We start from the raw sequence: 23,150 nt of genomic DNA, 5'->3' as shown, positions 1-23,150 counted from the left end.
ATTAGGAGTAATAGACTGTAGGTGATTTCACATGACAAGATTAGGACAACCGTTTTTGGAAAAGGAAGGCTTATCGCTCAGTCAGTATGGATTCACTCCAGACGAAGGAACCGTAGAGTTGGCAGCTGGTATGGTAACGTATTATCACTATACTCATGCAGACAAGCTGGAAGAAATCTTTTCTCCAGATAGCGGCTTGTTGGCAAGAAGACCGGTAGCATGTCCCAATATACCAGAGCAATTTAAGGATCGTTATGTAACCGAAGGATTCCTTGAACCTTTTCCCAACTGGCTTAAAAAATGCACTTACTTTGACGATCTAGGTTATGAACTGATGAATAGGCACATTGGAAATATACTGTTGGAAATCAAGCTGCCTGTCCGTGAATTTGATGTTCATATTGCCGATTATGCACATGTGATGGAATGCAAAAGCATTGAATTGAGAGGGACTCCAGCATTACAACTTGGGTACGATTGCAGCGGCGGGAGCGAAGTGACGCAGGCCAATGTCCATTCATTTATTGCGCAGAGAGTTTATCGAGGAAACCGGAATAACAATAACGAGTGCGAAACTGCAGTGGATTGTTGAAGAAATGTATGCAATCGGTGACAGACAAATGCATGAAATAGGTATGTATTACTGCATCGACACGATCGATCATGACGGTAGGTTGATGGAAACAAGTCAGGAAGCAGGGTATATCAACGATTGGATAGAATTAGATCGATTGGATGCATGTAAAATTGTGCCTGCTTTAAAGGACACGTTTTCGTGTGCAGATTTCGAGAGCCACCTACTAAGCGCAAGGAGAATATCATGAAAACCTACAAACCAGTCGAAACGGAATTAGGCTTTATTAGCGGCAGAGATGCCATTTATGTATACGACATTCATTATGATTACAATCGCAGAACCGTTACGCTACAGGGAGAATTTAACGGACTATTATGTTCGGATATTTCCAGTGAAGAATTTATAGCATATGAAATGATATTTGAAGACGTGTATGTCTTCAAATCCATCGAGTTAGACGTGTGCCTGGAGCTAATGGATACAGAAGAAGTAACATATTGCAGCATCGGAGAGTATACCGAATCGGATTTGCTAGAAACGATTAAAAAGGCTAGAAACGTACATCTGAAACATTATGTTATACAAACGTATGATGATGTATTTGTAATCGCATGTAAACATCTCAAGCTGACGCTGGTACAGCAAGCCTAGCCTAATTCGGATTATACTACGTTTTCTTATTTACCTTCCGTGGAGGGGTTTGTCAGACAGAATGATTATGCGTTTGAATTTATATAACCCGAACCTGTAAAGGAGAGATACAATGCACACCAAATTACAAATATACGATCTAGCGAAGGATGCTGTGGATGCAAGCCTGAAGCAGTATAATCTGGATATTCACAAAATCTACTTCCTCGGACGATCAGAGCACGTGACGTATCGCATCGATACGTATTCCAATGAATCTTATTTGCTGCGAATTCATACGAACGAATTGCGTCGGGAAGAGATTGAGTCTGAGCTTGTATGGCTTGAACATTTAAGTGGGGGCGGACTACAGACACCGCGAGGAATGAAGAACAACAATGGCCAATATGTAACCGAAGTTGAAATTGGGGAAGCGACGATGCATGCGACATTGTTAGTGTGGGTAAAGGGTCAATCTCTGCAGGAACAAATAACGCTGGACGATGTTGCTCATGTGGGACAGCTGATGGCGAAGCTGCATGAGCGGACAACTTCCTTTCAATCAGGTCCAGAGTTTGTGCGCCCTGTATGGGGTGAGGATAGCCTTAGAAAAGATGTAGAGAAATTAGGCCGCCATTATTTCGACTTTATGACGGATGGAGAATTTGAGCGAGTGCAAGAAATTGCAGACAAGATTTGTGCCCGCATTCACTCGTTAGCTAAAACTGGCGATACGTATGGAGTCATTCATGCTGATTTGCATTGGGAGAACATCGTTCACAACAACGGAGAGCCGCGTGCCATCGATTTTGGACGCTGTGGTTTCGGCTTTTATTTGTACGATATCGCCCAATCGTTGATGGGGCAGTCACCGCAAGGAAGAAAGGCGTTTATTGATGGATATGCGAAACAACGTCCGCTGCCTGCTGATTACGAGGACGACCTAGAATCCTTCTTCATTATGGCTGTAATCGAAAATACCAGCTTCCATTCCGATAACCCCGAAGAGCTGGAGCACTTGAAATCCTTGAAGAATTATCTAATGAAAGTGATGGATCGTTATTTAGAGGGAGAATCATTTTTGTTTGGAAATTAATTAAAATAGTGCACAACGCATTCCTTCCCACTCTTTATGGGATAAAATTGGTTGCACGTGCTCTTAGGCGCATGCATACGTTACTCCATAAGGGTAAATGCCTAATAAGCAAAATGAAAGGCGGGGGTTACATGGCAGTGTCTTATATGGACTATTCTTCGCCATCCGCACAGTTTACTTATGATTTGAGCAATAACCAATTTTTCAAAAAGGATGATCGGAATCTTATTAACTTTCTTTCCATCAATCAGATAAACACATTAGGGAACGTTTCCCTGTTGGATATTTACCTCAGTACGGGAAATGTTATCGAACCCCACATCCATCAAAATGCTTCAGAGCTGGTATACTGTATTTCAGGAGCGGCAGTGGTCTCCTTAATTAACCCGTTTACAAAAGAACTTCGCAATTTTCCAATTCAGCCAGGTCAGGTGGCAAATGTTCCGCAGGGATGGTGGCATTATGAGGTAGCCTCGGTTGACAATACACATTTATTGGCGATATTCGATGCGCCGGTTCCGGAATTTATCGCGGGTTTCGATCTCTTGCGATTAACTCCCGCAAGTGTGTTTGCGCATACGTACTGCCTGGACGAGGCCAAAGTGAAGGATACGTTGGCACCCATTACAAAAACGGTCGTCATCGGCCCGCCCAGTGATTGCAAAATGAATCAGGTTCGGAGTAAAATGGCGCCAGCACAACATGCCAATCCGACCTATTCGAATCATTCGGTTCCAAGCCAGTCATCTTACAACCAAGGGTATGGCCAGCAGCACCGGCAACAATATTATTACCCGCAGCAACAGCCTGTAATTGGCAACGGGGGATATACATTTTAACGTAACGATGCTGATCTTCCTTCATAAGCTGAAAAAACCGGAAAAACCAGGGGATCAGCAGCTGGTTTTCCGGTTTCTCAAGTCTCGATACATAAGAGCAGCGGATCAAGGCCTTGCAAAAAACAGTGGTGGTGATAGTGACGATATGAGAACTAAAGTTTATTTCGTGAGGCATGCCGAATCAATATATATGGAAGGCGCATAGCGCTCGCGGGGCATATCTGGCCAAGGAAAAGCAGATGCGCGCAGAGTCTGTGAAATATTAATACAAGAAGCTATCGATTGTGTCATGTCCAGTCCCTATGAGAGAGCAGTCCAGACCGTTCAAGAGCTTGCAGCGGAGCGGGGGCAGGAGATTTTGCTCCTTGAGGATTTGCGAGAACGGAGAATCGGCGATTTTCCCGACGGAACGTTTACGGAAGCGAAGCAGCGAGTTTTCGGTGATTTCCGTTTCTCTTACCCAAATGGAGAATCGAACTGCACCGCACAGGAGAGAGCGGTAGACGTCTTGTTGGCGATATTGAAAGACTATCGCGGACAAGGCATCGTTATAGGGACGCATGGAGATATTATGACGTTGATGATGAACTATTTTGATGATTCATACGGATTTGACTTCTGGAAGTCGACGACAATGCCTGACATATACAGATTGGAATTTGATGAAGCAGCTCTATTGACGGTAACAAGAATGTGGAGCTAGATGTAACAACAGAAGGGTGATTAGAAAATGAAAACGAGATCTTATGTAAACGCAATCAGTTCGAAGTGCCCTGACATCCCAATTGAATCCATTAGAGAAATTTCAACCGGTCAAAATAATGATGTTCTTGTTGTCAATGAACAGCTCATCTTCAGATTCCCGAAGCATGCGGAGGCGGCACGCAATCTAGCGCAGGAATGCCGCATTTTACAGCATTTGCGCACGCGGATGCATGTCCGGATTCCCCAACCCGAATATGTGAGTCTGTCCGCTTCCGATAACACGTTATTTATTGGTTACGAGATGATCGAAGGTATTCCGTTGTCTGATGACATCTTCCACAGCACGAAGGACAAGCAGAAACTGGCAGACGAGCTGGGCAGTTTCCTTAAAACACTGCATGGCGTAGAAGCTGGCAGCGCTTTAGATATGGAAGCTCCCGATCATGTTGCCTTTTGGACTGATTTATATGATCGCATCCAGAACAAATTATTTTCTTATATGAACTCTGAGGCAAGACTAAACGTAAAAAATCATTTTGAGAGCGTATTAAAAAATTACGGTTTTTTTAACGTGCCTTCGGTATTGATTCATGGGGATTTCGGGACGTCGAATATTTTGATTCACCCGGAGACGGGAGCGCTGGCAGGGGTCATCGATTTCGGGGATTCCGGGCTAGGAGACCCGGCTTTGGATTTTGCGGCTCTATATGCACAATATGGGGAAGGTTTCTTGGAAATGTGTAAGGCAAGCTATGGCGGAATGGAGCGTATCCAAGAACGGCTTGATTTCTATGCGGGGACCTTTGCACTGCAGGAAGCCCTATTCGGTATCGAAAATGACGATAAAGCAGCCTTCGAAAATGGGATCAGAACGTATATATAAAAAACACAATAAAATTGATGCAAAATGAGGTGAGAAAATGATTCTGGAAGTAGCCATGCTGCATATTAAACCCGGCATGAAGAGCGATTTTGAAAGCAGCTTCAGGAAAGCATCGAAGATAATTTCGAAGATGAGAGGCTATATTGAGCATGAACTGCACAAATGCGTGGAGGAAGACAATAAATACGTATTGCTTGTTCGTTGGGAGACGTTGAAGGATCATATGGTAGGATTCCGTCAGTCTGACGAATATGAAGATTGGAAGGCGTTGCTGCACCACTATTATGATCCGTTTCCAACCGTAGAGCATTACATTACGATCAACTTAGAAAGCCTGAATACAGATGAAGAGGATGAACATAAATGACGACAAAGCTGGAGCAAGCCATAAAGCTCTTCAGCAAAATCTGTCTGAAGAACATAATCCCGGTGCCATGCTGGGTCTCGGCAGCACGTACCGGACATTGGGCCGATACGCCGAGGCCAAGGACATCCTCGGGAAAGGCATGAACGAATATCCCAACAACTGGGGATTTAAGAATTCACGCATAAATGAGGGGACAACACATGAACAAATATGTTGCATTGTTACGCGGTATTAACGTCAGCGGACAAAAGATTATTAAAATGGATGCTTTAAAAAGCATCTTCGAAGCGCTGGCATTTCAAAACGTCAAAACGTATATTCAAAGCGGAAACGTCATATTTGAAGCGTCAGTAACGGAGCCTGAACTCCTTGCCGAGAGCATTGAGAAGCAGCTTAGAGTGGAGCTTGGCTATGAAATCACCGTTGTCGTAAAGACACTCAGCGAATTGGAAGAGGTCATTCAGCATAATCCGTTTACAGAGAACGAAGCTTCCGAAGGTAAATTATATGTTTCATTCTTATCCAAGGAACCAGTTGCCGAGGACTTGGCTGCGCTCTTGTCCGTTCAGAACGGCGTTGACGAGATTCGTGCGCTAGAGCGCGAGGTCTATATTTTGTGTCGGCAAGGGTATGGGAAATCTCAATTTTCCAACAATTTCATTGAAAAAAAGCTCCGCGTGCCGGCAACGACCCGCAATTGGCAGACCGTCAACAAGTTAGCGAATATGTAAGCGAAGAAGATAAGGAAGTGTGTTTAGGATGAACATGAAAAAGTTGGCGGCGGAAGCTGCAGTCGAGCTCGTGCAGGATGGGATGGTCGTAGGTCTCGGAACCGGATCTACGGCTTATTGGGCGATTCAGAAGCTCGGTCACAGAGTGAAAGCGGGATTGCGAATTAATGCGATTGCAACATCAAGTTCTTCCGAAGAACTGGCCCGGCAATTAGAAATACCGATCGTATCGTTTGCGGATATCGATCATATCGATCTTACGATTGATGGCGCGGACGAGGCGGACTCGAAGCTTACTCTGGTCAAAGGCGGCGGCGGCGCGCTGCTGCGAGAGAAAATCGTGGCCGCTGCAAGCCGCATCTTCTATGTCGTGGCAGATGAATCCAAGCTCGTATCACAGCTGGGCGCGTTTCCTTTGCCTGTCGAGGTCATTCCGTTCGGAGCGGACATGACGAAGCGACAAATCGAGAAGTTGGGCTGCGGCGCAACCATTAGAATGCAAGCGGGAAAATGTTATATTACCGATAACGGAAATTACATTTTGGACTGCGAATTCGGAGCGATTCACGATCCAGAACGCCTTCATGTTCAACTTAATGCGATACCTGGAGTCGTGGAGAACGGCCTGTTTATCAACATGGCTCATAGTGTATTTGTCGGTTATCAAGATGGCAGTGTCAGAAGGATGGAACTGTAATTCGGGTATTCCGTATAGCCTGTTATCGGAAAGATCGGCTCAATAGGGAGTTGAGTTCGATGAGTAATCTCACCTAAGAAAAATATGGCGAGAGCGAGGAGCAGCTTGTGAGTAATTATGAAAATGTATTGCAGGCTCTGGAACGAAAAGGCTGGAGCACCAAGGGATTGGACGTGAAATTCCTGGGCGAGGGCGCTTGGTTCAAGGCATATTGGTTCACGACCAACGAACGCGAATCGGCGGTGATACGATTTCCGCAGCCGGTATCTTATGGCAAGCCGTTTCAATATGACGAGACCGAGCTGCTTACGGAATTCGCTTCCCGAGGACTGTACTATGAGGCGGCTAACAACCTTGTGCCTGGAATCTGTCCGCAGTGGTATACCTATGATGTTCAGCCTGACTTATCGTTCACCATCGAAGCGTATTGCGGCGACACACTGCGGTTGAAGCAGACCGATGATACGCAGGCGGCACAGCTTGGCAGACAATGCGGCGAACTGTGCCGGGCCATGACCGAAATGGAGTTGGACATCGATGGGTTCGGTTTTTTGGAATGGCGCGAAGGAAGGCTGCATGGAACGACTCAGGGTGACCATCAGGAGTACTGGATTCAAGATACGAACGGATATTGGGAGCAATTCGAGCAATTTTTGACCAACGATTATCCTTGCCAGTCAGGCGCTATTAAGGATAAGCTGCAGCGGATTATCGAACGCCGCTTACAGTCTGAATGTACGCTTTCTCTAGCCAATCGGGATATATCGCCTGAAAATATAACGACAATGAACGGCAGCATCAGGTTAATCGATCCGTATCCGCTGTATTACAATGGGCATGTCTTTGCTGGCAACCTGTTGAACAATTTCAAGACGCTCTTCCCGTCTTATTACCGTTCGCCCCGCTATGCTAAGCATCTATTTCATGTGTACCAACGTCAATTGGAATGCTTCGCTGAAGGGTTTCTCGATGGGTACGCCCAAGGGGAGCGGGAAATCCGAATGACCGTGCTGATGGAGGAATACCTCATGCTGTTTGATTTGACTGTGGAGCATATGAACTTATTGAAGCAAGATGATTTTAAGGAAGAGACCGTGCTTCGTGCGGGCAATCGGGAAGCAGTAGGCGAAAGAATGCCGGGTTATGTGAAGAGGCTGGAGCAATTCAACTTTGACATATAGAAATATAAATGGCAGCAGCAGGAGGATATGATGCACAAAATAAGCAGAAAAAAAACGGTGGAAGGCACAAGAATACCAGGCTTTATTCGCAATGGCCAATATTTTTACATCAATGTAGATGTATATGAAGACGGCATGATCAATTGTTGGGAATTGGTAGATATCGCAGGATTGGAAGGGAAACTCGACATCAATTGGCTGCAGCCTCAGGTTCCAGTTGGTGAGAATATATCGATTTTCGGGTTGGGTCATTATAAAGTAGAATCGGCAGTATGGAAATATGACAAGATGAGCTATCTTCAGTACATAAAAGAAAAAATAAAACAGATGAATCCTGAATTGTCCAATCTGTATATCGTCACCGATGCGGAAAAAGAACGGCTGGAGAAACGCAGAATCGCTTACTCACCACGCGCGAAAGAGTTCTATGTCAAAAGCGAGCTCGGCTATCAAACCGTTGAGGGCGGTAGTTTTACGGTGTTCTTCAACCATCAAGACCATAATTATTTGGTCAATCTAGTCGTCTATGAAGATGGAACAATTACGATCTATCATTCTGATTTTACCATTCAGCAAAGAGTAGAGGATATGGAAGCCCTGTTCGATGACGGGACACTATTCACTTCCTGTGATGCACCGACACGAATCATCTTGGATAACTTCGGAGAGGTTACGTTGACGGATGCGGGTTATTCGGTTGACGGGAAAGAGAAGCTGAAGGAATTGATGGACCTTTACAAAGAGATGAACGGCGAAGAAACGACATTGGAAGTATGCAGGAACTTGTATTATCAATATTTGCAATATCCAGATGAGGACACGAAAGCGGCGTTAAAGGTAGCTTATGAAGCGATTCCCGAGCATGAACGGGTTTATTTGGGAGATATGGACAGCCGGGATACGGATTATATTCGAATCCTGTATACGGATGAAACAAGGGAGGTATAAAATGATGAAGCATATCATTGCGATGGGCGGCGGCGGATTCTCCATGGAACCGGAGAACCCGCTCCTGGATTTATATATTTTGCGGCAATCGGGTTCAGAGCAACCGAAGATATGCTTCCTGCCGACGGCTAGCGGAGATGCGGATGGGTATATACAGCGATTTTATAAGGCGTTCGGCGAGCACGCCTGCATTCCCTCCCATTTGTCATTGTTTAATGCTCCCACGAAAGACCTGGAAGATTATGTGCTGAGCAAAGATATTATCTATGTTGGCGGCGGAAATACACGCAATTTGCTTGTTCTGTGGAAAGAATGGGGACTCGATCGCATCTTGCGGACAGCATGGGAGCAGGGTATTATTTTAGCGGGTCTTAGTGCAGGGTCCATTTGCTGGTTCGAAGAAGGTGTGACTGATTCCATTCCGGGCGAACTTACTGGATTGGCATGTTTGGGCTTCTTGAGCGGGAGCAACTGTCCTCATTATGATGGTGAAGCAGATCGAAGACCCAGCTACCATCGCTTGATGCAAGCGGGCAAAATAAGCGGCGGCATCGCTACGGATGATGGGGCAGCAATTCATTACCGGGATCAGGAACTCTATCGCGTGATTGGATCAAGACCGGAGGCGAAGGCGTATCATGTGGACTGCATCGATGGGCAAGTGATGGAGAGCGAAATCATACCAGAATATTTAGGGAATATGTTCTGACAACAAGTCAGAAAGGAAGTACATCCATGTTGTTGAAAATCAAAGACAGGCAAATCCCGATTAAAGAGGCGAGGAACATTGGAATCTTCTGAACATCATCAGCAGCCTTGGACTGACATCATGAACTTATTCGAACGGGGCGGCAATGATGCCGTTATTCTCCCTGCAAGCTCCGAGCGCGGGCAAGAGACGCTGCAGCGGCTTCAAGTATCTGAAGGCTCTTATCTGGGTTCCATCGCCCGCTATTCTGGCGGCGTGCTCATTAATCTAGGATGGATTAAGCTGCTAGGTTCTGGCAGCGAGCTTGTATATGGAGATTTGCTGAGCTGGAACGGATTAGGCGATGATACAGATATTTCGCCGTTACGCGGCGCGTGTACGATAGCTTACGATATGGCAGGCGGATTTTTTGCAGTGAATGGAGGCCTCTTCGAAGAGGAAGGGCATTCCGTTTATTATTTTGCACCCGATACATTGGAATGGGAGAACACCGAGCTGGCTTATTCCGAGTTTCTTGCATGGCTGGCGAATGGTGACTTGGAACTCTATTATCGTACTTTCAGATGGAGCAATTGGCAGGAAGACGCTGCATCAATGGATGCGAACCAAGTGATTAGTTACTTCCCTCCGCTCTGGTCCGAGGAAGGATCTGCGGAGACGAGCAGCAGGAAAGCAGTACATATTGAAGAGATATGGAACTCTTGCGTATATGAGCAGAAAGAATGATTGGAGAGAGAACAATGACATCTAGAAAAATTAGATTGGCTATCATTGGCTTGGGGAATATGGGACAGCATATGATTCGTCTTGTGAACAAGCCTGAATTTCAACCAGAAATCGAATTAACGGCAATTTGTGAATCGAATGACCATTCGCGCCAACAATGCCTGGAAAAATATCCAGAATTGAAATATTACGCTGACTATCAGCTCCTGTTGGATAATACGGACATCGACCTGCTCTATGTAGCCGTCCCGCCTGCCTTCCATCATGATGTCGTATCTGCTGCATTGCGCAAGAACATTCATGTCTTTTGCGAGAAGCCTCTCGCTAACAGTTTGGAAGAAGCAAAGCGGCTGCTGCTGATGGCTAGGGAGGCCGGCGTTGTGCATGCGATTCATTTTTCGATGCCGCATGAACCGGCAGTGAGACAGATGAAGAAGATGGTGGCGGAGGAAGCTATCGGAGCAATCCGTAAAATTGACCTTATTTTGCAATTTCCAAAATGGCCTCGTGACTGGCAGCATAACTCGTGGATTTCTTCGAGACAGCAAGGCGGATTCGTGCTTGAGGTGGGGGTTCACTGGATTCACGTTATGCAGAAGCTATTTGGCCGCATTACTCATGTGCAGAGCGAACTGGAGTTCTCGGAGCAGCCAGACCGCTGTGAGATCGGAGTTCGCGCGAAGATGCTGATTGCCGACGGGGTACCCGTTCAACTGAACGGAATGTCAGAGTTCGCAGGAGAAGAACGCGTCTCCCTCGTTGTTTACGGTACAACCGGTACGATTGCGCTGGAAAATTGGAGTGAGTTATTCGCCGGTTCGATTGGTCAGCCATTGCAGCCTGTCGCTGCAGACGATGAGCTTGGCGAGCCGCCTGTGTTGAAACATGTCATCCAAGCCATTAGAGGGGAACAAGCCGATCTATATGATTTCCATGACGGCTATGATGCTCAGGTTGTGCTGGAGGCGCTGCGGCATCCTGAATCTTCTCAGTTAGTTGATATTAGAGAGCATGAAATTCATATATGAGAAGCCGCAGATTACCCTTACTTACTTTCCTCCTGCTTTTGCAGGGGGATTTTTCTATTACGGACAGTGAACTCACCCTAATTTATCATATTCTGTTGAATAGCAACCCTAATATGCGGGGTTTATCTGATGAGTACTTACAGGCCATTCTTGTAGGTAGACTTTTCCACGAGGTCGCCCTTGGGGTTCACCCTCCCATGTCACGCTGGGTCTATGCCCTTACAATACTTCGTTCTACCATTACAAAAATAGACACGAAAACAGCAGCCTTCAATGGCTGCTGTTTGATTAGAAATAAAGTTGCACTGCTTTACCCCTTTGGATAATCGATAAAGAGAACGCATGACTAATTTATCCAGCAATACTAGTGTCATCTCTTCGTCAAGCATTTAGATCTGTTATGGCTGGTACATGAATCTCTTTGACGCAAGAAACTTTTGACAAGTTCACAACACATTTGACTAAAGAGACAATATCTTGGACTGGAATTCGTGTGCCGTTATACTCAGAAATGGCTTTTTCAGCACCAGCCTCATATGGGATTTCCGCCGCTAGTTCACCTGGATTGATGCAAGTGACAGCAATTCTATCTTTCCTAACATGTTCACGCAAAGCATTTGTTATACCGCGTAGCCCGAATTTAGAAGTCACGAAAGATACCTGAGAATTATTTGTATTATCTAACCCAGCAGTTGATCCAATCAAGACTATCTTACCGCTTTCTGACCTTCTTAGATTTGGCAACAAGGCTTGAATATAGGTTATTGTGGATGTTATATTTATATTAATTATATTTGCAATGTCCTCTGGATCGTCATGTTCGAAGTCATAATCATCTTCAAACCCTTCTTTTTCCCAAACTCCGACGTTATAAATAAGCACATCTATTCTTTCATTTTGGAGAGTTTCCGTAATCATTTTTATTTTATTTCGTTGCGATAAATCTGCTTCCAGCCATATCCGCTGAACTCCGTCATTTAAGTCTAAGCTTTTGGGTCTGCTTCTGGAGACAATCCATACCTGGTCTCCAGAATTGGGCAACCCTTTGACAAATGCGTCCCCTAAACCTTTGCTAGCTCCAAATATAATATATTTTTTCACCAAACGAATCAGTCCTCCCCTTTTCTATGACTTATTCAGATATTATCATCTTTCGTTATTTAAATACAATCAATCTGTTTTTATAAAGATAATGAAAGTAACGGTATTACCCAGCACATAAACACTTTGGCAGAGAGGGAATTATGATGCATACACAAGAAGACTTGATTAGGCGTGCGGAGCAGTTCGTCCAAGCCGAATTGGCTCACGACAGCAGCGGCCATGACTGGTGGCATATTCATCGGGTCAGACAACTGGCGGTTCGAATTGCGGCGGAAGAAGGCGCCGATGTATTTATATGTGAACTGGCAGCGCTGCTGCACGATGTGGCCGATGCCAAGTTGAATCCTGACAAAGAGAGCGGAATGGTCAAAGTGGCCCAATGGCTTGCGGCGAATGAGGCCGATTCTAGTACAAGTGAACAGATACTTCATATCCAACCTGTCATACAATGGCGGACATAACCCTCCAATGAATACATTGGAGGGACAGATCGTGCAAGATGCCGACCGGCTTGATGCAATGGGGGCTATCGGTATTGCGCGGGCCTTTGCTTATTCGGGCTGGAAAGGCCACTTGATGCATGATCCTGAGCTTGCGCCAAGAGAGACGATGTCAGAAGCCGAGTATCGGAACCTGCCAGCTACCGCTATCAACCATTTTCATGAGAAGCTATTGAAATTGAAGGCTCTTATGAATACGAAGCACGGGAAAAGCTTGGCCATTCAACGGCATCAGGTGATGACAGAGTTCTTGGAACAGTTCCACAAGGAATGGAAAGCCGAGGATGGTCGATTATGAACCAATATTATAGAATAGTGAGCTGAGGTGTTCACGATGATTGACAATAAGATTAGTCCGAAAGGCATTCTTCTCATTCTCTATCTCATCGTAATTATATTTGTGGGTGTTGTTTTTGTGCCTTGTTATGAAGTATGGGGAGCAGAGAAAAACGTTCATGACGTCGGATATACTTTTTTATTTAAGACAATGGATTGGAGCACCGTAAACGGATTCAAAGTCTATTATGAAATTAATTACGCCAGACTTATCTATACGATTGGAATCGTGACGCTCATTGCGTCAATCATTTGGATGCTGCTCTTGTTATGGGAGAAAGAAGACAGACGTGTCTCACTTACAGCTGAATCAGGCGAAGAACGACGTGAATAAGCGTCTATGTGAACATTCTTAGTCCTCTGTTCGATGTAGTATATACAGACGATGAAGGTAAGGAAAGAACGTTTCCTATGCGAGGCGTCAAAGGTAAAATAGGCATTCCGGATGTGCCGCTTTTGGGGAGATAAAACAAAGATGTTTATGAACGAATCCAACTTAATACTGACTAAGAGGTATAACATGAATCATATTTTGGAAAAAGTGAGCTTGCACGAACTAAGCAGGCTGGAGCATAATATTTACCTGACAAAATCGAGGATGTGTCAATACAATGACATCATGGCCCTTCAGTTCAAAGGCAACTACGGCTATGGCTCTAAAGGCAACTGTGATGCCGCGTATATGAAAGCAGTCGCCACGGCTGCTCTATCGGTTTGGGAGCCCACCGCACTCATTATCGATTTGTCCGAGTTGACATACGAGTGGGGAGATCGGTTAGAAGAGATTTTTTATATTGGAACGCATCAATATGACGACACTCCGTTTCCAACAGCGCTTGTCGTCGGGCCTGATTGTGAAGAGGGGATACGCACCCTTCTATGGGGAGTCCATAGTGCGAAGTCTGTTCATGAGGCGGATTGGGTGTACACGGACATGCAGTCCGCGCTGGAATATGCGGAACGCAAAATGAGGGAATATGATTTGTGAAGTTTAGTACAAAAGTGACCCACCGTTATTTCATTTCTTGACTTTTGCGAGTTCAGCAATGTAATATTGTTATCAAACTAAAAAATGAGGCATTGATCAAAGACATGATTTCCATTACGGCCTGCCCAGAGAGAGAAGTTACAGCTGCAAGCTTCTTCAGTACCGGATGCGAGATTACCCCTTCGTAGCCGTGACGTTGAACCCGTCGATCTGTTCTCGCGGCAGTAAGCGGCACCGTCTTATCCCCGTTACCGGATATCAATGAGGATCTAGCATCGGCATGCTCTGGAGAACAGCCACGACATGTAACGCCGCAGATCGAATCAGGGTGGAACCACGAGCTGAACGCACTCGTCCCTTTGCGGGAGAGCTGCGTTTTTTTGCGTTCAAAAATTCAATGGAGAACGTAGGAATGGAGGCTGGATCATGGAGATCAACGTAATACTGCCCGATGGCACAAGCAAGAGGTATCCTCAAGACACGACAATCGAACAAGTGGCGGAATCCATTAGTTCCAGCTTGAAGAAACAAGCGATAGCTGGAAAAGTCAATGGCAAACCGGTTGATCTGAACTACACGCTCGATCATGACAGCCTTGTCGAAATCGTTACGCTGGATAGCAAAGACGGTCTGGAAATAGTTCGGCACAGCACGGCGCATGTATTGGCTCAAGCCATTAAACGCATATACGGAGATAAGGCTGTTAAACTGGGGATTGGTCCAGTAATCGAAGATGGATTTTATTACGACATTGACATAGAAACACCGCTGTCTAGTGATGATCTTGCCTCAATTGAACAAGAGATGGAGCGGATTATACAAGAGAACCTGCCTATCGTACGTCGAGTGGTTAGCCGCACAGAAGCGTTGGAGATTTTCGCGGAGCGCGATGAACCGCTTAAGCTGGAGCTCATTCGCGATCTGCCGCAAGATGACGTTATTACCATTTACGATCAAGGTGAATTTTTTGACCTGTGCCGAGGGCCGCATCTGCCGACGACCGGCCGAATCAAAGCATTCAAGCTGTTGAATGTTGCGGGTGCTTACTGGCGTGGGGACTCCAATAATAAGATGCTGCAGCGAATCTATGGAACCGCATTTCCGAAGAAATCCAAGCTTGAGGAACATTTACATCGCCTTGAGGAAGCTAAAAAGCGTGATCATCGCAAGCTTGGCAAAGAACTTGGATTGTTCATGTTCTCTGAAGAAGCGCCGGGAATGCCTTTTTATCTTCCGAAAGGGATGACCATCCGCACGGAGCTTGAACATTTCGCGCGCGAATTGCAAAGGCAGCGAGATTACGATGAAGTGCGTACGCCTCTTATGATGAATAATAGGCTGTGGGAGCAATCCGGGCACTGGGATCACTACAAAGATAATATGTACTTCACTGACGTGGACGCTACGAAATACGCGTTGAAGCCGATGAACTGCCCGGGACATATGCTCATTTTCAAAAATAGCCTGCATTCCTACCGGGAGCTGCCAATTCGGATTGCGGAGTTCGGACAAGTGCACCGCCACGAATTTTCCGGCGCTCTGAATGGGATGATGAGAGTGCGCACATTTTGCCAGGACGATGCTCACTTGTTCGTTCGACCTGACCAGATTGAAGAGGAAATCAGCCGTGTCATTGCATTGATTGACCATATTTATCAAGTATTCGGTTTTGAATATACAATTGAGCTGTCCACTCGTCCGGAAGATTCGATGGGGTCTGAAGAACTATGGAATCAAGCGGAACAATCATTGCAGAATGTGTTGGATAAGCGGGGCATCGAATATCGCATTAATGCAGGCGATGGAGCATTCTACGGTCCGAAGATTGATTTTCACATCTTAGACGCGCTCAAACGGAGTTGGCAATGCGGGACGATCCAACTTGATTTTCAAATGCCTGAAAAATTTGATCTTTCGTATATCGGCGAGGACAGCCAAAAGTACCGGCCGGTCGTTATTCACCGCGCTGTTTACGGTTCGGTGGATCGATTTATCGGAATTTTAACTGAACATTTCTCCGGCGCTTTTCCGCTATGGCTCGCGCCAATTCAGGCAAAGCTGCTGCCTGTATCAGAGCAGTACGGCGACTATGCCTGCCAAGTGAAGAAATCGTTGGATGAAGCCGGTATACGTGTCGAAGTCGATATGCGGAACGAAAGACTTGGATACAAAATACGGGAGGCCCAACGTGAAAAGGTTCCGTATATGCTCGTGCTTGGAGAGAATGAGGAAAAATCCGGGAGCGTGTCTGTTCGAAAACGGGGGGAAGGCGACCTTGGCTCTATGAGCATTCTAGAGTTGACGAACCAAATCGTTGAAGAGGCCCGTGCTAAAAAGTAAACTGAATGATGATGGTGAAAAAAAGTGCTTGACTGCTTCTATCAGGAAACATTTACCTGTATAATATTGGGTGGAAGAGTGTGTGAGGCTTACAACTGCTGTAGTGACCTCAAGTTGAATATCCAACCAATAGGAGGAAGCAGGTATGGACAATTTTGATAAATGGACGGCGGTCGACCGCTACTTCACTAATCTGCTTGTGCCGTCTGATCCCGTGCTGGATTCTGTGCTCGCAGCCAATGCCGCCGCAGGACTGCCGCCGATTGACGTGTCTCCGAATCAGGGCAAGCTGCTGCATTTGTTGGCACGGGTCCAAGGCGCCCGCAATGTATTGGAGATTGGCACATTGGGCGGATACAGCACCATCTGGCTTGCGCGAGCATTGCCTCAAGATGGGCGGGTGGTTACGCTGGAGGCGGACCTTAAGCACGCCGAAGTCGCCCGTGCCAACATCCAGCGTGCAGGCGTGGCAGATATTGTCGAGCTGCGCACAGGCCTGGCGGTCGATACGCTGGCGCAGCTGGAGGCCGAGGGAAGAGGTCCGTTTGACCTCATCTTTATCGACGCCGACAAGCCAAGCAACCCGGAATACTTCGCGTGGGCGCTTAAGCTCTCCCGTCAAGGCAGCCTAATTATCGGCGATAATGTCGTACGAGGCGGCGCAGTCTTAGACGAAGCAAGTGATGATCCCAGCGTTCAAGGGGTTCGCCGTTTCTGCGAGCTGATCGCTGCCGAGCCTCGTGTAAGCGCGACGGCGATTCAGACGGTGGGCAGCAAGGGTTACGACGGATTTTCCATTGCGTTAGTTACAGATGAGAGATAGATATCGTTTCTACCATTTCAATAGTTAGTTTACGAGCCGAGTGAACATCAGGTGTGTCTGCCTGATTTGCTCGGCTTTTTCGCGATTCGATAGCGTGAACAAGTATGAGCATCATTTTTTGCGGACCGGCGCAACAAAGCATTGGAAAACATGCAGTGGAATAGGAGTAGGAGGCGAGTTAATGTCATGTAGATTGGATTTTGTCCAGTGGATCCGGCTGTTTGCCATCATTTGATGCGGTTGAAGTCCTAAACCATTGGATCAATTCCAATGAAACCTGCCGTAAAGAGGCATACGCTGCTGTTTCATTGGACAAAATCCAATGCAGGAAGAGACAAGGGGGAGCCGACCCGCCTGCCCACCTATAAAGATGCGAACGATTCAGCCGCAAGGCATAAATAGTATGTCCAATCCGATGTGCTGGGCTTCAAGCATAGTGCTCAACAGAACAACTCTTGTGCCGTCTTGATAAATAATTGAACTGCTAACGAGGATTCCTTTAGAGAAGGGACAGCCAGATTAATGTCTCTCAAAACCTGCGGCTCTAATTCACGAATATGAACATTAGGTGGCAGGGTTGTCAATGATAACTCTGATAGGATAGCTAGACCTAATCCCTCTTGTATCATGTTCAATAATGCACTCGTGTTATGGACTACAAACTTAACCTGTAGGTTTGTCTCCGTCTTGTTGAATGTGTCAATAATAGGTAATTCATTCCCCCCTTTGCAAATGATTAGGGGTTCATTATCCAAATCATTGATACGAATGAAGGGTTGACTTTGTAATGGGTGGTCGTCACGTAATACCGCAACCATTTTATCCTTATAAAGAGGGAGAATTTCTAAATCTTCATTTGGCAGCGTAATAATTCCAACATCTATGACTCGCGAAGCTAACCATTTTTCCACTTCATTTACGGTCCCTTCATAAAGATCAAATTCTAAATTAGGATATTTCTGTTGAATGGCACGAATGATTTTTGGCAAGAAATATGCAGATGCGGTAGGAAATGCGCCGATGCGAATGGTTCCTATTTCCAGACCTTTTTCAGCAGCGATCTCCTGTTTCATTTTTTCGAAGCCTTTCAAAATCTCTCGGATTTGTACGAGCATACGCTTACCGATATCTGTAAGGATAATCCCATTTTTGCGATCCCGAATAATTAGTGTGACGTCTAAATCTGATTCAAGATTGGAGATTGCGCGGCTTACAGCCGGTTGGGTCATATGGAGTATTTGTCCAGCTCGTGTGAAACTGCCCGTTTCAGCAACTTTTAAAAATATGGTGAGTTGTGTAATGGTCATAACTAATTTGATATGTTCCTTATAATGAGTATTCATTTTATTTATCTATATAAATCATATACCATTATAAAGTGATTTAAAATAACAAAATAGTAATAGGGAGTGGCAATAAAGTGAAGCGTCTTTCTCAGAAGAAAACTTTTATTTTCCTCGCATTTCTTGTGGTTATGTGGGGGTTGAACTGGCCATTAACGAAGATTGGACTTTTGTATGCACCACCACTGCTGTTTGCAGGTATAAGAACTTTCATAGGCGGTCTTATACTACTTATGTTTGCTATTCCACGATACAAAAATTTGCGTTTAAAAGAAACTTGGCATATATATCTTATTTCTGCCGTGTTAAATATCATTTTGTATTATGGTCTTATGACTTTTGGGCTAATCTATATGCCTGCTGGACTTTTTTCGGCTATTGTTTTTCTTCAACCTGTTCTTCTGGGCATTTTTTCCTGGATGTGGTTGGGGGAATCCATGTTTACATTAAAAATTATTGGTTTGATACTTGGTTTTTCTGGTGTCGCTATTATAAGTGCAGGTGGTTTAATCGGTCATGCTTCAATCATTGGTATATTACTTGCTTTAGGTACTGCATTGAGCTGGTCTTTCGGCACCGTGTTTATGAAAAAAACAAGCGATCAAGTAGATTCGATTTGGGTTGTGTCGCTTCAGCTTTTGATTGGCGGTCTTTTTTTAATAGGTTCGGGCACTACAATTGAGAGTTGGTCAGACATCGTATGGAATATAACATTCATTTCAAATCTACTATTTATATCTATCTTCGTTATAGCGTTAGGATGGTTGACTTATTTTGTACTTATTGGTTCAGGGGAAGCAAGCAAAGTAGGGTCCTATACATTTCTTATCCCACTTATATCAAATATTATAAGTATTACCTTTTTACATGAAGCTATTACCATCAATCTAGTAGTGGGATTATTTTTGATTTTGATAAGCATTTATCTGGTCAATAGCAAACAAAAGAACAAATTAAATCCAAAAGCAAGGTGATGGCATGTTTTATAACGATATTACGATTCAAGTATCGTAATCCGTTAGTTAAACAATCACTTTCTCTTCTACTACATCATTTGTGTGGACAACGAACTAAACAAAAACACGAGCGAAAGTAGCCGCACGTGATTGAATTGTAATTAAAATTTATGACGGGTAATTAATTTTACCCGTTTCAACTAATCGTTTTAACCCTTCAAACATATAACCCCAACCTTGTTCGGTTTGACTATTATATTGACCAAGGGCTTTTTCAATGTCTTCTTCAGTCCAACCTTCTTCATGAGGAACCAAAATAACTTGTGTAAAGGTCATTTCACAGCCTTTTTCAAAAGATTTAATTTCTACTGTAATCCTATCCTCTGTATCATTAAATTGAGGCATTTTAAATGTGAAAACTAATTTACTTGGTGGGCCTTTGAGTGTAGTAAAGCCTTGGAAACGAAGGGCATTTAAGATCTTATGCCGCTAGTAGAAAGCTATTGCTACATGAATGCCAAGCTCTTCTGCTATTTTAGGCAGACTTACAGCTTAAAGTATTAGCTTAAAGTAATTTAACCACTTATGGGGATAGTGCGAACCTGAGATTAGCTTGTAGGAATACGGACTTCATTTTGCAGCCATCCATAATGAGGAGGCCCGTCATTATGATAATTTATATCAATACTCCCTTTAGTCCCATAGACTGTGCTCACATCAAATGATAAAAAACCTGGGTTGAAAATGCTGTTATTATAATCATACTACTCGAGTAGTATGAGACTGCCATGCTGTACCGATTGAATCAACATAAAGATGAATGGGGCGACTACTCCATCTGAAAATAGTTCTATATATATTTGAATTGTTTATTATTCGGTGTTTTACCTAAATAAGTTAACTAAGAGCCGCCACTAAAAATGCCATCTTTTTTTATCTCCCATTCCCAAAGGAGTGAAATTTTCTAAATTAAGTCTTTTCATGTCGTTCGTTTTGATTATTTAAAGGAGTGAGAAAAAATTATGAAAAAAAAGATTGCAATTACAATACTAATTTGTTTTGTTGTCTTATTGCCTTGGCTGCTGCTGCGTTCAGATCAAGCAGTTAAACTAGTCACAGTTTTAGAGGTGCACAAGAATTCTATATTAGTGGAAGATAGAGAAAACCAGCAAGTTACCGTTTACGGTTCAGAGAGCGACATTCAACCCATTCAAAAAAATAAAAATTATTACATCGTCTATGAAAGCAGATGGTTCTGGCTTAGAAAACCGCAGCTGATATCTATCAAACTGATGCCCGATGATATATGAGTAGCCTGTAGGCACACAAAGTATTGATTGCTTGCGGACCTTATTCTATAATAGATACATTGAGAATTATTCTCACTTAGTTCTTGTCATGAAGACAAGGCTTAAGAGAATACGGGCAGGAGTTATACATGATGAATACCACAAGCATTCACGATATTTATAATCAATATTTGCAAGGGCTGCATGTATCGCGGCCAATTGCTGAAGCATCCGCACAGCTTCCGGTTCACGAGCCGATCGGTGACGGGGTCATCCAGCGGCTGGTGACGCATTCCGGCATGGAAATCGTATACGCGGATTATCGCTTGTCGGCAAATCACGCCTTTCGGTTTTCGTCCGAGGCGGCTATGGTGGAGCTTAGCTTCTGTCTAGAGGGCGCCGGTGAAGTGTGCGTGTCTGGTGAACGGCATGAGCTATCGGCAGGCACCTGCTACTTGCATTTCATGGAGCGGTTCGACGCCGCGTTCGAGTACGATGAACGTTCTCCCATGCGTTCGGTGGCGGTGGGCATTCCGCTCCAATTGTTCCACCGATTCTTGGGAGATGAGCCGAGAGGGAGCCGGAATTTTACAGGAGTGCTTGGCAGCCGGGCGTTCCGCAAATTTCAAAAGCCCATTGATCCGCAGGTCTCGTATATTGTGCAGCAGATGCTCGACTGTCCGTTTCATCATACGGCGCGGCGGCTCTATTTAGAGGGCAAAGCGCTAGAATTGCTCGGCATCCATTTTCAGACGTTTCTGTTCGAGCAAGAGCAGGATAAGAGCTTGGCGCGCCTCTCGAAGAGCGATCTGGACAAAATCCGCGAAGCCGGTCATATTTTGCTGCAGCGTATGGATTGCCCTCCGTCGCTATTGGAATTGTCCCGCATGGTTGGCTTGAACGATTTCAAGCTGAAGATCGGGTTCAAGGAACATTTCGGCACGACCGTGTTCGGATATTTACGTGACAAACGAATGGAGCATGCGATGAAGCTGCTCCTCAGTGGAGAAATGAACGTTACGCAGACGGCGGGGCAGGTTGGTTATGCCAATCTGAGTCATTTTTCCGAAGCGTTCCGCAAAAAATTCGGAATCAATCCTTCCGAGCTGCTCCGCAGACAATAGATCATCTCAACTGCGCACTATCTTCATCAACGTCAGGACGATTAGGTCCTGGCGTTTTTATTTCTTTTCCATTAGGCAAAAAATCCGCTGGGCCGTATTCCTATCCGTCTGACGGTAGTAGCCTCACATAAGGAAGCGTATCATGTCAACTATACAAATGATAATCATTATCAATATGCAAAGGGAGATGGAGTATGTTTCAGATCAAAAAAGAGGTTGTATTTTTAACACTTGTTCTCTTGTCGATTGCGTTGTTCGGATGTGGAGGGAGTGTCAATCAAAACGAGGCAAAAGAAGCCGCTTCATCGGATGCAGCGGACCAAAATACAAAGCAGGCTGCGGCTGGCGCAGAACAGACGCCCCAGACCCGCATAGTGAAGGATGCTAAAGGCGAAGTTGAAATCCCTGCGCATCCGCTGCGGATTGCGGATATATCAGGCTCCACAGAGGAACTGCTGATTTTGGGCTATCAGCCTATCCTGACCGGAAATACGGATATGGCCAATCCGCTTGAAATGACTCCAAATTTGAAAGAAAAGCTGAAAGGGGACTTGAAAATTGCCGGTTGGTTCCAAACCCCTGTGAACATAGAAGCTGTTGCTGCGGCCGAGCCCGATCTGATATTGGCGGGACCGACGCAGGATAAACTGTACGAAGAGCTGCAAAAAATCGCTCCGACCGTGGCGGTTCCATACGGTTTCAACGCCTTCCGCGAGCGTTTTGCCTTTGTAGCGGAGGTGTTCGACAAGAAGCAGGACATGGAAGCATGGATGAAAGAGTATGACGATCGCGCGCAGCAGCTGCATGATCAAATTACAGCGGTAACTAAGGATGAAACGTTTGCGGTTATCGAAGCGACTCCCAAAGAAATCCGCATTTATTCTAGCACAGGAGTGGCAGACATGATCTTCAATGATATCAAGCTCCCAAAAGCGCCGGGGACACCGGATCCAGATGGTTGGGGAGGCAAGGTGACTAGCTTGGAAGGACTGTCGTCGCTCAATCCAGATCATCTGATTCTATTGTTCGAGAGCGAAAGCAATGTGTTGGAGGATAGCAAGCTGTGGGCAGGATTAACAGCAGTGCAGAGCGGGAACGTCTATCGGATGACGAGCAGACAAAATTATAACGAGGCGTTTACAGCCTTGGGCAAGAAGGTCGTGTTGGAGCAAATCGCAAGCGATATATTGCAGAAGACGAAGTCATAATTGCTTGGAGTTGCGCATAAAG

At 45.1% G+C, this 23,150-nt stretch carries 25 protein-coding genes and 1 pseudogene; 23 read left to right on the top strand and 3 right to left on the bottom strand.

The genetic code is table 11. From position 1 onward, the window contains the following. The first annotated feature begins 31 nt into the window (after positions 1 to 31). The 14 genes from LQV63_RS15970 to LQV63_RS15905 all read left to right on the top strand — a co-directional run bounded on the left by LQV63_RS15970 (position 32) and on the right by LQV63_RS15905 (position 11,117). Positions 32 to 592 (top strand): hypothetical protein, encoded by a 561-nt coding sequence (locus LQV63_RS15970; RefSeq protein ID WP_233697469.1) that lies wholly within the window; start codon positions 32 to 34, stop codon positions 590 to 592. 228 nt (positions 593 to 820) lie between these two features. Continuing rightward, on the top strand, positions 821 to 1,228 hold the full coding sequence (locus LQV63_RS15965) for a hypothetical protein (RefSeq protein WP_233697468.1): 408 nt from the start codon (positions 821 to 823) through the stop codon (positions 1,226 to 1,228). Positions 1,229 to 1,340: 112 nt separating this feature from the next. Then, positions 1,341 to 2,303, top strand: a complete 963-nt coding sequence (locus LQV63_RS15960; RefSeq protein ID WP_233697467.1) for a phosphotransferase enzyme family protein — start codon at positions 1,341 to 1,343, stop codon at positions 2,301 to 2,303. Between the two features lie 131 nt (positions 2,304 to 2,434). Then, positions 2,435 to 3,142: a cupin domain-containing protein gene (locus LQV63_RS15955; protein ID WP_233697466.1), complete on the top strand. Its 708-nt coding sequence runs from the start codon at positions 2,435 to 2,437 to the stop codon at positions 3,140 to 3,142. Between the two features lie 217 nt (positions 3,143 to 3,359). Further along, positions 3,360 to 3,845 carry a histidine phosphatase family protein gene (locus LQV63_RS15950; protein ID WP_325175890.1) on the top strand — a complete coding sequence of 162 codons (486 nt, stop codon included), beginning with the start codon at positions 3,360 to 3,362 and terminating at the stop codon, positions 3,843 to 3,845. Between the two features lie 27 nt (positions 3,846 to 3,872). Next, positions 3,873 to 4,730, top strand: a complete 858-nt coding sequence (locus LQV63_RS15945; RefSeq protein ID WP_233697465.1) for a phosphotransferase family protein — start codon at positions 3,873 to 3,875, stop codon at positions 4,728 to 4,730. A 37-nt stretch (positions 4,731 to 4,767) separates the two neighbouring features. Beyond that, positions 4,768 to 5,097: an antibiotic biosynthesis monooxygenase family protein gene (locus LQV63_RS15940; RefSeq protein ID WP_233697464.1), complete on the top strand. Its 330-nt coding sequence runs from the start codon at positions 4,768 to 4,770 to the stop codon at positions 5,095 to 5,097. Between the two features lie 200 nt (positions 5,098 to 5,297). Then, positions 5,298 to 5,828: a DUF1697 domain-containing protein gene (locus LQV63_RS15935; protein WP_233697463.1), complete on the top strand. Its 531-nt coding sequence runs from the start codon at positions 5,298 to 5,300 to the stop codon at positions 5,826 to 5,828. Positions 5,829 to 5,856: 28 nt separating this feature from the next. After that, positions 5,857 to 6,525, top strand: a complete 669-nt coding sequence (gene rpiA, locus LQV63_RS15930) for a ribose-5-phosphate isomerase RpiA (RefSeq protein ID WP_233697462.1) — start codon at positions 5,857 to 5,859, stop codon at positions 6,523 to 6,525. 107 nt (positions 6,526 to 6,632) lie between these two features. Then, complete coding sequence (locus LQV63_RS15925) at positions 6,633 to 7,706, top strand: hypothetical protein (protein WP_233697461.1); 1,074 nt, start codon at positions 6,633 to 6,635, stop codon at positions 7,704 to 7,706. Between the two features lie 30 nt (positions 7,707 to 7,736). Beyond that, positions 7,737 to 8,654 carry a DUF7638 domain-containing protein gene (locus LQV63_RS15920; protein ID WP_456094047.1) on the top strand — a complete coding sequence of 306 codons (918 nt, stop codon included), beginning with the start codon at positions 7,737 to 7,739 and terminating at the stop codon, positions 8,652 to 8,654. 4 nt (positions 8,655 to 8,658) lie between these two features. Next, complete coding sequence (locus tag LQV63_RS15915) at positions 8,659 to 9,363, top strand: Type 1 glutamine amidotransferase-like domain-containing protein (RefSeq protein ID WP_233697490.1); 705 nt, start codon at positions 8,659 to 8,661, stop codon at positions 9,361 to 9,363. A gap of 78 nt (positions 9,364 to 9,441) precedes the next feature. After that, complete coding sequence (locus LQV63_RS15910; protein WP_233697459.1) at positions 9,442 to 10,089, top strand: DUF2625 family protein; 648 nt, start codon at positions 9,442 to 9,444, stop codon at positions 10,087 to 10,089. A 14-nt stretch (positions 10,090 to 10,103) separates the two neighbouring features. Then, on the top strand, positions 10,104 to 11,117 hold the full coding sequence (locus tag LQV63_RS15905) for a Gfo/Idh/MocA family protein (protein WP_233697458.1): 1,014 nt from the start codon (positions 10,104 to 10,106) through the stop codon (positions 11,115 to 11,117). A gap of 381 nt (positions 11,118 to 11,498) precedes the next feature. Here the strand turns inward: LQV63_RS15905 and LQV63_RS15900 are convergent, their stop codons facing one another. Then, positions 11,499 to 12,218, bottom strand: coding sequence for an SDR family NAD(P)-dependent oxidoreductase (locus tag LQV63_RS15900; protein ID WP_233697489.1), 720 nt, complete (start codon positions 12,216 to 12,218; stop codon positions 11,499 to 11,501). A gap of 146 nt (positions 12,219 to 12,364) precedes the next feature. On the opposite strand from LQV63_RS15900, the pseudogene LQV63_RS15895 reads away from it, so the two are divergent. From LQV63_RS15895 to LQV63_RS15875, 5 genes and pseudogenes are all read left to right on the top strand, one after another. Continuing rightward, positions 12,365 to 13,019: pseudogene (locus LQV63_RS15895) on the top strand (HD domain-containing protein). Between the two features lie 36 nt (positions 13,020 to 13,055). Next, on the top strand, positions 13,056 to 13,391 hold the full coding sequence (locus LQV63_RS15890; RefSeq protein WP_233697457.1) for a hypothetical protein: 336 nt from the start codon (positions 13,056 to 13,058) through the stop codon (positions 13,389 to 13,391). A 186-nt stretch (positions 13,392 to 13,577) separates the two neighbouring features. Then, complete coding sequence (locus tag LQV63_RS15885; protein ID WP_233697456.1) at positions 13,578 to 14,045, top strand: hypothetical protein; 468 nt, start codon at positions 13,578 to 13,580, stop codon at positions 14,043 to 14,045. Positions 14,046 to 14,471: 426 nt separating this feature from the next. Then, positions 14,472 to 16,385, top strand: a complete 1,914-nt coding sequence (gene thrS / locus LQV63_RS15880) for a threonine--tRNA ligase (RefSeq protein ID WP_233697455.1) — start codon at positions 14,472 to 14,474, stop codon at positions 16,383 to 16,385. A 145-nt stretch (positions 16,386 to 16,530) separates the two neighbouring features. Beyond that, entirely contained in the window at positions 16,531 to 17,208 is a 678-nt protein-coding gene (locus LQV63_RS15875) for an O-methyltransferase (RefSeq protein ID WP_233697454.1), read from the top strand. 440 nt (positions 17,209 to 17,648) lie between these two features. Here LQV63_RS15875 and LQV63_RS15870 read toward each other — a convergent pair whose 3' ends face one another. Beyond that, the gene (locus LQV63_RS15870; RefSeq protein WP_233697453.1) at positions 17,649 to 18,515 is read right to left on the bottom strand and encodes a LysR family transcriptional regulator; all 867 of its coding nucleotides are present in this window, start codon (positions 18,513 to 18,515) and stop codon (positions 17,649 to 17,651) included. A 113-nt stretch (positions 18,516 to 18,628) separates the two neighbouring features. On the opposite strand from LQV63_RS15870, the gene LQV63_RS15865 reads away from it, so the two are divergent. Continuing rightward, a complete protein-coding gene (locus LQV63_RS15865; RefSeq protein WP_233697452.1) occupies positions 18,629 to 19,525 on the top strand; it encodes a DMT family transporter in 897 nt (298 codons plus the stop codon). Positions 19,526 to 19,675: 150 nt separating this feature from the next. Here LQV63_RS15865 and LQV63_RS15860 read toward each other — a convergent pair whose 3' ends face one another. Then, positions 19,676 to 19,987, bottom strand: a complete 312-nt coding sequence (locus LQV63_RS15860) for an SRPBCC family protein (RefSeq protein ID WP_325175889.1) — start codon at positions 19,985 to 19,987, stop codon at positions 19,676 to 19,678. Positions 19,988 to 20,529: 542 nt separating this feature from the next. Here LQV63_RS15860 and LQV63_RS15855 point away from each other — a divergent pair. From LQV63_RS15855 to LQV63_RS15845, 3 genes are all read left to right on the top strand, one after another. Next, entirely contained in the window at positions 20,530 to 20,817 is a 288-nt protein-coding gene (locus LQV63_RS15855; protein ID WP_233697450.1) for a hypothetical protein, read from the top strand. A gap of 131 nt (positions 20,818 to 20,948) precedes the next feature. Beyond that, the gene (locus tag LQV63_RS15850) at positions 20,949 to 21,920 is read left to right on the top strand and encodes a helix-turn-helix transcriptional regulator (RefSeq protein WP_233697488.1); all 972 of its coding nucleotides are present in this window, start codon (positions 20,949 to 20,951) and stop codon (positions 21,918 to 21,920) included. Positions 21,921 to 22,114: 194 nt separating this feature from the next. Then, complete coding sequence (locus LQV63_RS15845; RefSeq protein ID WP_233697449.1) at positions 22,115 to 23,128, top strand: ABC transporter substrate-binding protein; 1,014 nt, start codon at positions 22,115 to 22,117, stop codon at positions 23,126 to 23,128. The last annotated feature ends 22 nt before the right edge of the window (positions 23,129 to 23,150 follow it).

Origin of the sequence: Paenibacillus profundus, from assembly GCF_021369635.1 — a bacterium.
Classification (GTDB): domain Bacteria; phylum Bacillota; class Bacilli; order Paenibacillales; family Paenibacillaceae; genus Paenibacillus_B; species Paenibacillus_B profundus.
Note: the sequence above shows the minus strand (reverse complement) of the source record. Positions and strands in the feature narration are given on the sequence as shown.

Bases quoted from the DNA above. Each gene is read 5' to 3' on its own strand.
- thrS (WP_233697455.1), top strand. From the start codon at position 14,472: ATGGAGATCAACGTAATACTGCCCGATGGCACAAGCAAGAGGTATCCT.
- LQV63_RS15845 (WP_233697449.1), top strand. From the start codon at position 22,115: ATGTTTCAGATCAAAAAAGAGGTTGTATTTTTAACACTTGTTCTCTTG.
- LQV63_RS15875 (WP_233697454.1), top strand. From the start codon at position 16,531: ATGGACAATTTTGATAAATGGACGGCGGTCGACCGCTACTTCACTAAT.
- rpiA (WP_233697462.1), top strand. From the start codon at position 5,857: ATGAACATGAAAAAGTTGGCGGCGGAAGCTGCAGTCGAGCTCGTGCAG.
- LQV63_RS15960 (WP_233697467.1), top strand. From the start codon at position 1,341: ATGCACACCAAATTACAAATATACGATCTAGCGAAGGATGCTGTGGAT.
- LQV63_RS15870 (WP_233697453.1), bottom strand. From the start codon at position 18,515: ATGACCATTACACAACTCACCATATTTTTAAAAGTTGCTGAAACGGGC.
- LQV63_RS15965 (WP_233697468.1), top strand. From the start codon at position 821: ATGAAAACCTACAAACCAGTCGAAACGGAATTAGGCTTTATTAGCGGC.
- LQV63_RS15890 (WP_233697457.1), top strand. From the start codon at position 13,056: ATGATTGACAATAAGATTAGTCCGAAAGGCATTCTTCTCATTCTCTAT.
- LQV63_RS15945 (WP_233697465.1), top strand. From the start codon at position 3,873: ATGAAAACGAGATCTTATGTAAACGCAATCAGTTCGAAGTGCCCTGAC.
- LQV63_RS15970 (WP_233697469.1), top strand. From the start codon at position 32: ATGACAAGATTAGGACAACCGTTTTTGGAAAAGGAAGGCTTATCGCTC.
- LQV63_RS15955 (WP_233697466.1), top strand. From the start codon at position 2,435: ATGGCAGTGTCTTATATGGACTATTCTTCGCCATCCGCACAGTTTACT.
- LQV63_RS15905 (WP_233697458.1), top strand. From the start codon at position 10,104: ATGACATCTAGAAAAATTAGATTGGCTATCATTGGCTTGGGGAATATG.
- LQV63_RS15940 (WP_233697464.1), top strand. From the start codon at position 4,768: ATGATTCTGGAAGTAGCCATGCTGCATATTAAACCCGGCATGAAGAGC.
- LQV63_RS15920 (WP_456094047.1), top strand. From the start codon at position 7,737: ATGCACAAAATAAGCAGAAAAAAAACGGTGGAAGGCACAAGAATACCA.
- LQV63_RS15885 (WP_233697456.1), top strand. From the start codon at position 13,578: ATGAATCATATTTTGGAAAAAGTGAGCTTGCACGAACTAAGCAGGCTG.
- LQV63_RS15855 (WP_233697450.1), top strand. From the start codon at position 20,530: ATGAAAAAAAAGATTGCAATTACAATACTAATTTGTTTTGTTGTCTTA.
- LQV63_RS15935 (WP_233697463.1), top strand. From the start codon at position 5,298: ATGAACAAATATGTTGCATTGTTACGCGGTATTAACGTCAGCGGACAA.
- LQV63_RS15850 (WP_233697488.1), top strand. From the start codon at position 20,949: ATGAATACCACAAGCATTCACGATATTTATAATCAATATTTGCAAGGG.
- LQV63_RS15915 (WP_233697490.1), top strand. From the start codon at position 8,659: ATGAAGCATATCATTGCGATGGGCGGCGGCGGATTCTCCATGGAACCG.